Annotated in this window: 10 protein-coding genes; 5 read left to right on the top strand and 5 right to left on the bottom strand. The window is 41.4% G+C overall.

The window, feature by feature from the left end; all coding sequences use genetic code 11:
* Position 1 precedes the first annotated feature (1 nt).
* On the top strand, positions 2-2,065 hold the full coding sequence (locus PCY70_RS03450; protein WP_305768450.1) for a DEAD/DEAH box helicase family protein: 2,064 nt from the start codon (positions 2-4) through the stop codon (positions 2,063-2,065).
* Positions 2,066-2,107: 42 nt separating this feature from the next.
* On the opposite strand, the gene PCY70_RS03455 is transcribed toward PCY70_RS03450, so the two are convergent.
* Genes PCY70_RS03455 through PCY70_RS03465 form a run of 3 tightly spaced genes read right to left on the bottom strand, consistent with a single transcriptional unit; the run spans position 2,108 to position 6,302 of the window.
* Positions 2,108-3,568, bottom strand: a complete 1,461-nt coding sequence (locus PCY70_RS03455; RefSeq protein WP_305768451.1) for a sulfatase family protein — start codon at positions 3,566-3,568, stop codon at positions 2,108-2,110.
* 18 nt (positions 3,569-3,586) lie between these two features.
* Positions 3,587-4,912 (bottom strand): TldD/PmbA family protein, encoded by a 1,326-nt coding sequence (locus PCY70_RS03460; RefSeq protein WP_305768452.1) that lies wholly within the window; start codon positions 4,910-4,912, stop codon positions 3,587-3,589.
* Position 4,913: 1 nt separating this feature from the next.
* Positions 4,914-6,302: a TldD/PmbA family protein gene (locus PCY70_RS03465; RefSeq protein ID WP_305768453.1), complete on the bottom strand. Its 1,389-nt coding sequence runs from the start codon at positions 6,300-6,302 to the stop codon at positions 4,914-4,916.
* 149 nt (positions 6,303-6,451) lie between these two features.
* Between PCY70_RS03465 and pyrB the strand changes: the two genes are divergently transcribed.
* The 4 genes from pyrB to PCY70_RS03485 all read left to right on the top strand — a co-directional run bounded on the left by pyrB (position 6,452) and on the right by PCY70_RS03485 (position 10,496).
* Complete coding sequence (pyrB, locus tag PCY70_RS03470) at positions 6,452-7,366, top strand: aspartate carbamoyltransferase (protein WP_305768454.1); 915 nt, start codon at positions 6,452-6,454, stop codon at positions 7,364-7,366.
* A gap of 22 nt (positions 7,367-7,388) precedes the next feature.
* Entirely contained in the window at positions 7,389-7,829 is a 441-nt protein-coding gene (locus PCY70_RS03475; protein WP_305768455.1) for an aspartate carbamoyltransferase regulatory subunit, read from the top strand.
* A 95-nt stretch (positions 7,830-7,924) separates the two neighbouring features.
* Positions 7,925-9,508, top strand: coding sequence for a family 16 glycosylhydrolase (locus PCY70_RS03480; protein WP_305768456.1), 1,584 nt, complete (start codon positions 7,925-7,927; stop codon positions 9,506-9,508).
* A gap of 376 nt (positions 9,509-9,884) precedes the next feature.
* A complete protein-coding gene (locus PCY70_RS03485) occupies positions 9,885-10,496 on the top strand; it encodes a LamG domain-containing protein (protein WP_305768457.1) in 612 nt (203 codons plus the stop codon).
* Here the strand turns inward: PCY70_RS03485 and PCY70_RS03490 are convergent.
* Together PCY70_RS03490 and PCY70_RS03495 are read right to left on the bottom strand one after the other, a co-directional pair.
* Positions 10,423-11,034, bottom strand: coding sequence for a LamG domain-containing protein (locus tag PCY70_RS03490; protein WP_305768458.1), 612 nt, complete (start codon positions 11,032-11,034; stop codon positions 10,423-10,425). The two genes, PCY70_RS03485 and PCY70_RS03490, sit on opposite strands and share 74 nt — an antisense overlap.
* A 376-nt stretch (positions 11,035-11,410) precedes the next feature.
* A partial coding sequence (locus PCY70_RS03495) for a family 16 glycosylhydrolase (RefSeq protein WP_305768459.1) occupies positions 11,411-12,029 on the bottom strand: 619 nt, incomplete at its 5' end.

The following is a 12,029-nucleotide window of genomic DNA, read 5'->3' on the forward strand; positions in this document are numbered from 1 at the left end:
CATGCAAATTAAATTTAAGAATAACTTAGAGCATCAGACGGAGGCCGTGGCTGCAGTAGTGGATTTGTTTGATGGATATGAAGCCGCTAATAATACAACCGAACTGGCAACGACTACAAACTGTTTGCAATTATCGGAAGATGCAATATTCAAAAATTTGCAAGCTATTCAGTATCGCAATGGGCTGGCTGTAGATGACGCTTTGATTACCCAGAAGTTTGACATAGAGATGGAAACTGGTACCGGCAAAACGTATGTATATTTAAAAACGATATTCGAATTATATAATGCGTACGGATTTAATAAGTTTGTTATTGCAGTCCCATCGATTGCAATAAAGGAGGGGGTTTGCAAGTCGCTGGAAATGCTAAAAAATCACTTTGCTATGATCTATAAAAATATACCATATTCGCATTTTGTATATGATAGTCGCAACTTGGATCAGGTATACGACTTTGCATCGGCGGTAGAGCTAAATCTTATGATTATCAATATAGCTGCATTTAACAAAAGCAAAGAGAATGTGATTTATGGTAGGCGCGATAAGATGAATGGAATGAGCCCGATAGATTTGATTGCAACAACAAGGCCAATTGTGATAGTTGATGAACCGCAAACTATGATGAATACTCCTCTTGCAAAGCAGGCACTTGCCAAGTTGAATCCGCTGTGTACTCTAAATTATTCGGCAACGCATAAGGAGAAAAATCACTGTATATACAAGCTAGATGCCCGCACTGCGTATGAGCAAAAGTTGGTAAAACGCGTCGATGTGGTGGGGGTAAAATCTGTAGATGACCATAATCAAGCATATATTAAACTGATTGCCGTGCGAAATAAAATGGGAAATATTACAGCGCAGGTGGAGATCGATTGCCAAAAGAGTAATAAAATTTTGAGAAAGACTGTGGTGGTCAGGCAAGCAACGGATTTATATATAAAGTCTGGCAAAAGAGAAGTTTATCGGGGGTATATTGTTAAAGATATTTGCTCCAAAACAGATGAAGAGTGGATTGACTTTGAAGCGAGAGCAGAAAAAATATTTTTGCATGAGGCAATTGGTGATGTTGCGGAGGAGGTGATTAAGAGAGAGCAAATCTCGCAGACTATTAAAGAGCATCTAGATAAAGAACTGAAATTTAAGGATATCAAAGTGTTGAGCCTGTTTTTTATAGACAAGGTCGCGAATTATCGATCATATAATGCTCAGGGTGATTCTATCAAAGGAAAGTATGCGGTGATTTTTGAGGAGGAGTATAATAAATGGCTAGCTATGCCGAAGTATCGTGGGTTGGCAGCTGATGCAGAAGCTGCACATGGCGGATACTTTGCCGTGGACAAAAGAATTAAGGCGGCTGAAGCGGTATATGCGCTGATTATGCAAGATAAAGAAAAGCTACTAAGTTTGGATAGCAAGTTGAGGTTTATATTTTCGCACTCTGCGCTAAGAGAAGGATGGGACAATCCAAATGTATTTCAAATTTGTACGCTCGGTAATACAAAATCTTTAATCAGGAAACGGCAAGAAATTGGGCGCGGGATGCGGCTTTGTGTAAATCAGGCGGGTGAACGAGTAAATGATATGAAGTATAATACCTTAACCGTAATCGCAAATGAAAGCTATGAGTCTTTTGCTGGCGCATTACAAAGTGAGTTAAGAGAAAGCGTAAATGTTAAAAATAGAAGTTATTGTAAAAATTTAAGGCGGCGAAGCATTAGGCCAATTTATAGATTATTGCTAGAAGGATCGATGGGGTTAGTGCAGCAATGCGTGTGTGAGATGCAGAAGATGAATATCGAGATGCCAAAATTGAGGCGAAATAAAGGGGAGATAATTCCAGGAGAAGCGTGGGTGCCACAAGTAGTGCAGATAGTGGTAATTGCTGATGAGATAACGAGGTTGCCAGATATAATAACATTTTTGCAAAGAAAGACCAATTTGAAGCGCAAGACGATTGCTAGAATTTTGCTAGAGAGCGAAACGTTAGATAAGTTTAAGGTAAATCCGCAGATGTATATGGATGAGGTTGCCAAGATCATAGCGATGAAAATGAAGATGCCTTAAAATAGCTACCCCACGGTTGCGTGGTCGTGGAATAGCAAAAAATTAATTTCGAGTCTGGCTACTGGCTAGTATTGCCGCTAAATCTGATTTCAGTTGAGCAACGACGTCGGGATAGTCGGTCGCAACATTGTGGCGCTGCCCCGGGTCGTATATCATGTTGTAGAGCTGGTCGTTTGGTAGATGACCTAGCTCGATATTCTTTTTCTCCTGCACTGCTTTGCCAGGACTAGGTTCCAGGTATGCCCATTTTTTAGTGCGAATTACTTTGTGTTTGGAATGGCTTTCGTACATAAGTTCGCTGCGTCCGTTGCCTGATTTGCCTAATAAAACGTCGAGCATGTTTTGGCTATCGGGAGCCTCGTTGGTATCAAGAGGAATTTCAAGTAAGGCTGCGATAGATGCCAGGATGTCTACTTGGCTGATTAACGCATTCGATTCGCCAGATGCTGTTGCGTTTTTGGCGTAAACCACAAAGGGAATTCTGGCCCCACCGTCGAGTTTGCTATATTTACCTCCTCGTAAAGGTCCGGTCGGTCTGTGGTTGCCGTTCAATTCGGGAGATTGGTCGTGATACCCATCATCTAAAACGGGGCCGTTGTCGCTGGAGACGATTATTATCGTATTGTCTAGCAAATTGTTTTCTTCGAGTGTAGCAACAACCTCGCCTACAATATAGTCAAACTCGACGATAACATCACCTCGTGGCCCAAGCTTGGTGGCTCCGGCAAATTTTTTGCTAGCAACTCGTGGTACGTGCGGCTGGTGCGTAGGATAAAATAAGAAGAATGGCGCGTCTTTGTTTGCTGCAATAAAACATTTTGCTTGCTCCAAAAATGTATCACACAAATCTTCGTCTTTCCATGTTGCCTTCGCTCCTCCTCTCATAAATCCAAGTCTGCCTACACCGTTGATTAAGCTATTATCATGTCCGTGTGATGACTCCATGGTCCGCTTTTCGGGATTTTGATGATAGGTGTCTATGTCGGTGTATGGACATTTGTTTTCGTAGCATACTTCTATAGGGTCTGCTGGATCAAAGTTGAGGACATCATGGTTTTTGAGATAGATTAACGGAACCCGATCGTTGGTGCCCGGAAAAATAAATGAATAGTCAAACCCAACATCGTTTGGTGTATGCGAAATTGGCTCGTTCCAGTTGATGGTGCCGTCGCTAAGACCCAGGTGCCATTTGCCGATCACCGCGGTAGCGTAGTTGGCCTGTTTAAATACTTTGGCAAGAGTGAGTTTGTCTTCTGCAATAATACATTTGGCGTCGCCTGTTAATATCGTTGTGTCGGCATTTCGAAAAGGGTATTCGCCTGTGAGTAAGCTATATCTTGCAGGTGTGCAGACTGCAGAAGTGGAATATGCATTATTAAATTTAACTCCCCCTGCGGCCAATTTATCGACATTTGGTGTTGCGATATCCATAGCTCCATAGCAGGACAAATCTCCATAGCCTAGATCGTCGGCATAAATTATTATTACGTTCGGTTTGTTCATGGTTTCTCCTTAATATTGTTATTTTCCGGCAATAGAAAGTTTGCGAATTAGTATGGATGGGCTTCCAACGTTAGCAAAAGTTATCTCGAAGTCGTTTGCGACGGCCTCTACATCTTGCAATAGATCAAAGAAGTTGCCTGATACCACAATTTGCTTTACTGCAGATGTAAGCTTGCCGTTTTCTATCATCAATCCGCGAGCAGATAGGGAGAAGTCGCCTGTGATGCTGTTTGCACCAGAGTGGAGACCGTCTAAGTCTGTGATATAGACACCGTTTGCCGCGATAGCTATGAGTTCATCTGCAGATAAAGTTCCGGGTTCAATGTACAGATTGCTGGCGTCAACTTTAATCGGGCTAGTGACGCTGGCTTTGCTCGCATTGCCGGTTGATAGAGTGCCAGATTTATGCGCCGTGGAGAGGTTGTGGAGAAAACCGGTAAATATGCCGTTTTCAATGAGGTACTTCTTATAAGTTTTAAAGCCCTCGTCGTCAAATCCACGGCTCGCAGAACTGTTTTCCATATAAGGATCATCTACTAAGTTTACGCAGAGGCTTGCAATGGCCGTGCCCTCAAGTCCGGCTAGCTTCGACTTTCCTTTTTGCATGACGTCGGCAAAGAAGGCAGATTTCATGGCTTTTAGTAGACCGATAAAGGCCTTGTTTTCTAAAATGACTTTGTATGATCCAGACGGTATTGTTGCAGCGTTGACTTTGCGCGAAACATTCTTTAGTGCAGTATCGGCAACTTTGTCGAGATCCAGTGACGCAATAGATGTGTTGGCAGAAATGGCATAGCTGTCCACAACACCGCTATCTCCGTCTTTTAGTATCGGAAATATATATGCTACAATTTGGGTATTTTTAAACGATAAATCAAGGCCGCGTGAATTGGCAAGATGAATCTTAGATATTTGCGTGGCGATATTGGCAGACTCAACTTTTTCTACCTTATTCACAAGCTTTTTCTCGAGAAGAAGTGCCATATCTGTAATCTCTTTCGGAGAAAGATCTGCTATAGCGGTGTCGAATTGCTCGACCTCGATGTAGTCGCTGGCTCCTGCGTAGATAAATTCTCGCTCATCTTTTTCAACCAATGTTGCGCATTCTTTTGCGGTTTGTAGCAGCTGGTCTATTATGCTATCATCCATTCTTTCGCTATATGCGTAGCCCATTTTGTTATCGATTAATCCTCTGAAACTTATTGCTTTGGCAGTGCTGATCTGATGCTCATCGATTTCCCCATCACAAGTAGAAACGCTATTTTGTTTCGATTCTAATATATATATTTCACTGGCAGAAAATCCAGCCTCTTTTGCCTTTTCAAAAATTGTTGATATATTCATCTTAACGACCTCCCACGGTTATTTCTCGAACTCTAATAAGCGGTTGCCCAACATTTGTAGGAACAGAACCGCTGCTGGATCCGCACATTCCTGGAGCATGGCTAATATTGGATCCAACCATGTCAATATTTAGCAATACTTCTTGTCCGCTGCCTATTAAGCTAGCGCCTCGAACGGGATGGTCGATTTTGCCGTTTTTAATAATGTAGCCTTCGGTAACAGCAAAATTGAACTCGCCAGTGATTGGGTTAACAGAGCCGCCGCCCATTTTCTTTGCGTATAAACCATAGTCTATAGACGCAATGATCGCTTCGTTGGAGTCGTCTCCTGGTGCAATATACGTGTTGGTCATTCGAGAGGTAGGGGCAAATTTATATGACTCGCGCCTGCCACTTCCGGAGCTAGGCATATTCATTCTGCGGCCATTAAAGCTGTCGACTAGGTAAGATTTGAGAATGCCGTTTTCGATTAAAATATTTTTTTGAGTAGGATGCCCTTCGTCGTCTATGTTTAGGGAACCCCAAGCATTTGGAATGGTGCCATCGTCAATGGCGGTGACTTTTTCGTTGGCTATCTTTTGCCCTAACATATTGCAGAAGACGGAGTTACCCTTTGCAACTGAGGTGGCTTCGAGAGAGTGCCCGCAAGCTTCGTGAAAAATAACTCCGCCAAAGCCGTTTTCGATTGCAACAGGCATTCGTCCTGCTGGGCAATAGTCGGCGTGTAACATGGTGGTCGCTATTATGGCAGTGTGTCGGCCCAATGCGTATAAATCGAGATCTTCGACTAATTCAAATCCCATACGTGAGCCAAAAGAGTCGGTGCCAGTTTGCCTATCACTGCCATTTTGAGCAATTGAAGAGGCGGTGACACGGGTTTGTATACGTCTATCGGAGGTGAGGAGTCCGTTGGAATTTGCAATCTGAACTTTTTGGTCGATTTCTACTAATGAAACGGTAACCTGAGATATTTCGTCGCTATATTCTGAGGCACCTCGATGTACTTCCTTGAGCTTGGCAATCTTGTGAGTTGCGGCAACGTCGCCGGGTACTTGTAATATCGGATGAATATTGGTTGGAATCGTTTCTACCAAGTTGATATTGACTGCCGCATCAGAAGTGGCGATACCATTTAGCGCTTCAGCTGCCCTCTTTGCAGTATCTAGCAAACTTTCGAGGCTGTCGTCGTTTGTATATGCGTACATGCTTTGGAAATCTTTGCATACGCGGATGCCTATTCCATAGTTTTGACCGCCAATTATATCATCGACTTTGCCCGCAACTAGCACGATGGACTTTTTGGTTGTATCCTCTACAAAAATTTCTGAGAAATCACCGCCAGTACTGAGTGCCATTTCTAGAACTTGTTTTAGAGTTTCTTTAGATAACATATTAGAGCCCTCCTTTTATTTTACATACTAACTAATGATACGTCATGATAGCAGAATATTTCAAGGTGGTTTAAGTCGAAAAAAAATATATTGCATTATAATATTATTTACCTTATAATGGGTACAAATTTATAAAGGAGGAATTGCAGATGAAACATTTGATAAATCCGCTCGACTTATCGATACATGAAATAGATAAAATTTTGGACTTGGCAACAGCGATACAGAAAGATCCAAAGCAATATGCCACGGCGGCATCAGGAAAAAAGCTTGCTACACTGTTTTATGAAGCAAGTACTAGAACGCGTCTAAGTCATGAGGCGGCTATGCTAAATTTGGGAGGCGCGGTGCTAGGATTTTCTAGTGCAGATGCTAGTTCGGCAGCAAAGGGGGAGAGTATTGCAGATACAGTGCGCACGGTATCTTGCTATGCAGATGTAATAGCGATACGTCATCCGAAGGAGGGGGCAGCAGTTGTGGCGGCGGAGTATTCGGCAGTGCCGGTGATCAACGCTGGAGATGGAGGGCATGAGCATCCTACGCAAACGCTAACAGATTTGCTAACGATTCGTGCCGAAAAAGGTAGGCTAAATAATTTGACAGTGGGGCTTTGCGGAGATCTAAAATTTGGTCGAACAGTGCATTCGCTGATTAAGGCTTTGGTGCGCTATAATAACATAAAATTTGTTTTGATTTCTCCGGAGGAATTGCGATTGCCTAATTATATAATACAGGAGGTGCTAAAGCGAAACAACATAGAGTATGTAGAAGAGGAGCGCCTGAATACAGCATTACCGAATTTAGATTTGCTATATATGACGAGAGTGCAGAAAGAGAGATTTTTTAACGAGGCAGAGTATGTAAGAATGAAGGATTTTTATATTCTAGATGCTAAAAAGATGGAGCTTGCAAAAGACGATATGCTAGTACTTCATCCGCTACCGCGCGTAAATGAAATTCATCCGGAGGTAGATAACGATCCGAGAGCAGTCTACTTCAAACAAGTGCAGTATGGGGTATATGTGCGTATGGCACTAATCTTGACATTGCTAAATAAAATATAGAATAAAAGGGAAGTGATCACTGATGCTAAATCATACATTAAATGTGAGCGGAATACTAGAAGGTTTTGTGCTAGATCATATTGCGGCGGGGAAGAGCATGGAAATTTATAAGTATCTAAATTTGGAGAAGCTCGACTATTGCGTGGCTATTATAAAAAACGCGAAGAGTAATAAAATGGGGAAAAAAGATATCATCAAAATTGAGTGTCCAACAGATACTATCAATATGGATATCCTAGGTTTTATTGATAATAATATTACAGTGAATATAATAAAGAATGAGCGAATCGTCGAAAAAAAGGAACTGAGCTTGCCAAATAAAATTAGCAATGTGATTAAATGTAAGAACCCGCGTTGCGTTACATCTATAGAGCAAGGACTGGAGCATATATTTTTGCTAACAGATAGCGAAAAGAAGACGTATCGCTGTAGGTATTGCGAGGAAAAGTATAAATGGAACTAGTAGTTGCAATTGGTAATTATTGTTAAGGAAAATATTGACAGAAACGGGATGTCATGATATTATAAAATATATAAAATGTGAAGGAGGATCTACATATGTCAAAAAAAATAGCAATGATATTGACCGTATTTGCGGCTTCATGCGGAGTTGTTTCTGCACAAGAGTTAGTTCCGACATCGGGGTTTACATTTGAAGAAGGAGATTTTATACCTGTTTCTTCTAATGAAGAGATCACTACCGTAAAAACCGTAACTGGGGCGGGAGTTACTAATGGAGATCAAGCAGTATTATTTACGATTGACAAAGGTTTGTTGCCTAAAGGAGAGTATAATAATGATACTAGCACTAAGCTAGTTTTTGAGGCACCAGCAGAGGGATGGCAGATTAAAGATGTTTTCTCAGTAGACTTATATAATCCTGGGTCTAAGCCAATTCAAATACGCGCATTTATCACAGATGCTGCGGGCACCACGGCTATGTACTACACGAGTGTTCCAGGAAAGGCAAGCCATACTCTTAAGCTAACTCAAGATTTGTTTGTTAAGCAACCAGAGACTTGGGCCGTGGAAACGCCAGTGGGGCTCGCTAATAAAAGTTTGGATGTTAGCAATATTAAGTCGATTGGATTTGGTATTTATGAGCTTGCTGCAAGCCCTGGAGATGGATTTGTGATAGATAATATGTATGGCATCTCAGGCGCCGGAACGACAACTTATGAATTGCCGAAAAAAGAAGTAAATTATGGAGTGAGAGTAGATAACAACCCTGCTAACGAAATATTAATAGAAAATCCCCAATATTTACCATTAACGGACCCTAATAACATTCGTCAGTGGAAAATGAGTGAAATGTTTTCTGATGAGTTTGATGGTACCGAGTTGGATACAACCAAATGGAGTGGCTATCATAGATTTTGGACAGGAAGGCAGCCGTCGATATTTGATCCGAAAAATGTTTCGGTAGGAGATGGGTTATTGGTGCTAACTTCCACTTGGGAAGATGAACCAACTGATCTGATGATAGAGGCAAATAAGAAGTTGAAACCCGGAGATGCTATTTATGAGGATATCTCGGCATCGGCGGTGCAATCTATAGAGCCGACAGGATATGGATATTATGAGCTACGCGCTAAGACCGCACCGATATCGATTGCTTCTGCGTTTTGGTTTAGAGATCCGAAAGTGTCTAAGCAAGAGATTGACATTTTTGAGCAGGTAGGCCGACCGGTAAATGCAAATCGCTTAAATTTGAATGGCAGCTCATATCCTATGAATACGCATTGGTTTAAGGAAGGTACAGATATTTCAAATGGTAGAATTTATAACACTGGCGTAGATTTAACTGCAGATTTTCATATATACGGATTTGAGTGGGATACGTATTACTTGAGATTTTACATTGATGGGGTGTTAGTTCATGAGATCGATAATAGCATAGACTATAAAATTGACGGCTCGCAATATTTGCTATTTGATATGGAAACCAATATTTATGGTAGCAAGCCTCCAGAAAAAGAAGCGTTTGAGTATAAACCAGGTGAGAGAAATCCAGCAGACTATGAAATTGATTATATTAGAGTGTGGCGATCCGATATTCCGCAAGCATCAAATCCAGGAGTGCCCGCGTCGAGAGATAATTTGGATTTAAACACTGCTAAAGTAAAAGCAGGCATCGAGTAATTGGGTAAAATTAGAGTGTGGCGATCTGATATTCCGCAAGCATCAAAACCAGGAGGGCCCGCGTCGAGAGATAATTTGGATTTAAACACTGCTAAAGTAAAAGCAGGCATCGAGTAATTGGGTAAAATTAGAGTGTGGCGATCCGATATTCCGCAAGCATCAAAGCCAGGAGTGCCCGCGTCGAGAGATAATTTGGATTTAAACACTGCTAAAGTAAAAGCAGGCATCGAGTAATTGGGTAAAATTAGAGTGTGGCAATCTGATATTCCGCAAGCATCAAATCCAGGAGTGCCCGCGTCGAGAGATAATTTAGATTTAAACACTGCTAAAGTAAAAGCAGGCATCGAGTAATTGAGTAAAAGAGAGAGGTTATAAAATGAGAATAGATAATAATCCGATTAACGAAGTATTAATAGAAAATCCCCAATATTTACCATTAACAGACCCGACTAATATTCGTCAGTGGAAAATGAGTGCAATGTTTTCTGATGAGTTTGATGGCACCGAAATAGATTCTAATAGATGGAGTAATTATCATAGATTTTGGGCAGGAAGGCAACCGTCGGTATTTGATCCCAAGAATGTTTCGGTAAGAGATGGGTCATTGCTGTTAACTTGCACCTGGGAAGATGAACCAACTAATTTGATGATAGAAGCAAATAAGACGGTGCAAGAGGGAGAGAGAATCTATGAGAATATTTCTGCTTGTGCAGTTCAGTCGATAGAGCGTACAGGATATGGATACTATGAATTGCGAGCAAGGACCGCGCCGATATCGATTGCTTCTGCGTTTTGGTTTAGAGATCCGATCGAGTCGAAGCAAGAGATTGATATTTTTGAGCAGGTAGGTCGACCTGTAAATGCAAATCGCTTAAATTTGAATGGTAGTTCGTACCCTATGAATACGCATTGGTTTAAGGAAGGGAAAGGCTTAAATCGATCCCAGTGTTATAAACTTTACAATTTGAATAATCTTTCCCTTCCTTAAACCAATGCGTATTCATAGGGTACGAACTACCATTCAAATTTAAGCGATTTGCATTTACAGGTCGACCTACCTGCTCAAAAATATCAATCTCTTGCTTCGACTCGATCGGATCTCTAAACCAAAACGCAGAAGCAATCGATATCGGCGCGGTCCTTGCTCGCAATTCATAGTATCCATATCCTGTACGCTCTATCGACTGAACTGCACAAGCAGAAATATTCTCATAGATTCTCTCTCCCTCTTGCACCGTCTTATTTGCTTCTATCATCAAATTAGTTGGTTCATCTTCCCAGGTGCAAGTTAACAGCAATGACCCATCTCTTACCGAAACATTTTTGGGATCAAATACCGACGGTTGCCTTCCTGCCCAAAATCTATGATAATTACTCCATCTATTAGAATCTATTTCGGTGCCATCAAACTCATCAGAAAACATTGCACTCATTTTCCACTGACGAATATTAGTCGGGTCTGTTAATGGTAAATATTGGGGGTTTTCTATTAATACTTCGTTAATCGGATTATTATCTATTCTCATTTTATAACCTCTCTTTTTTACTCAATTACTCGATGCCTGCTTTTACTTTAGCAGTGTTTAAATCCAAATTATCTCTCGACGCGGGCACTCCTGGTTTTGATGCTTGCGGAATATCAGATTGCCACACTCTAATTTTACCCAATTACTCGATGCCTGCTTTTACTTTAGCAGTGTTTAAATCCAAATTATCTCTCGACGCGGGCACTCCTGGCTTTGATGCTTGCGGAATATCGGATCGCCACACTCTAATTTTATCCAATTACTCGATGCCTGCTTTTACTTTAGCAGTGTTTAAATCTAAATTATCTCTCGACGCGGGCCCTCCTGGTTTTGATGCTTGCGGAATATCGGATCGCCACCCTCTAATTTTACCCAATTACTCGATGCCTGCTTTTACTTTAGCAGTGTTTAAATCCAAATTATCTCTCGACGCGGGCACTCCTGGTTTTGATGCTTGCGGAATATCGGATCGCCACACTCTAATATAATCAATTTCATAGTCTGCTGGATTTCTCTCACCTGGTTTATACTCAAACGCTTCTTTTTCTGGAGGCTTGCTACCATAAATATTGGTTTCCATATCAAATAGCAAATATTGCGAGCCGTCAATTTTATAGTCTATGCTATTATCGATCTCATGAACTAACACCCCATCAATGTAAAATCTCAAGTAATACGTATCCCACTCAAATCCGTATATATGAAAATCTGCAGTTAAATCTACGCCAGTGTTATAAATTCTACCATTTGAAATATCTGTACCTTCCTTAAACCAATGCGTATTCATAGGATATGAGCTGCCATTCAAATTTAAGCGATTTGCATTTACCGGTCGGCCTACCTGCTCAAAAATGTCAATCTCTTGCTTAGACACTTTCGGATCTCTAAACCAAAACGCAGAAGCAATCGATATCGGTGCGGTCTTAGCGCGTAGCTCATAATATCCATATCCTGTCGGCTCTATAGATTGCACCGCCGATGCCGAGATATCCTCA

This window comes from Candidatus Epulonipiscium viviparus (assembly GCF_030708075.1).
GTDB lineage: Bacteria > Bacillota > Clostridia > Lachnospirales > Cellulosilyticaceae > Epulonipiscioides > Epulonipiscioides viviparus.

Coding starts and splice junctions, on each gene's coding strand:
- PCY70_RS03490 (WP_305768458.1), bottom strand. CDS start 11,034: ATGAGAATAGATAATAATCCGATTAACGAAGTATTAATAGAAAACCCC.
- PCY70_RS03450 (WP_305768450.1), top strand. CDS start 2: ATGCAAATTAAATTTAAGAATAACTTAGAGCATCAGACGGAGGCCGTG.
- PCY70_RS03455 (WP_305768451.1), bottom strand. CDS start 3,568: ATGAACAAACCGAACGTAATAATAATTTATGCCGACGATCTAGGCTAT.
- pyrB (WP_305768454.1), top strand. CDS start 6,452: ATGAAACATTTGATAAATCCGCTCGACTTATCGATACATGAAATAGAT.
- PCY70_RS03465 (WP_305768453.1), bottom strand. CDS start 6,302: ATGTTATCTAAAGAAACTCTAAAACAAGTTCTAGAAATGGCACTCAGT.
- PCY70_RS03485 (WP_305768457.1), top strand. CDS start 9,885: ATGAGAATAGATAATAATCCGATTAACGAAGTATTAATAGAAAATCCC.
- PCY70_RS03460 (WP_305768452.1), bottom strand. CDS start 4,912: ATGAATATATCAACAATTTTTGAAAAGGCAAAAGAGGCTGGATTTTCT.
- PCY70_RS03480 (WP_305768456.1), top strand. CDS start 7,925: ATGTCAAAAAAAATAGCAATGATATTGACCGTATTTGCGGCTTCATGC.
- PCY70_RS03475 (WP_305768455.1), top strand. CDS start 7,389: ATGCTAAATCATACATTAAATGTGAGCGGAATACTAGAAGGTTTTGTG.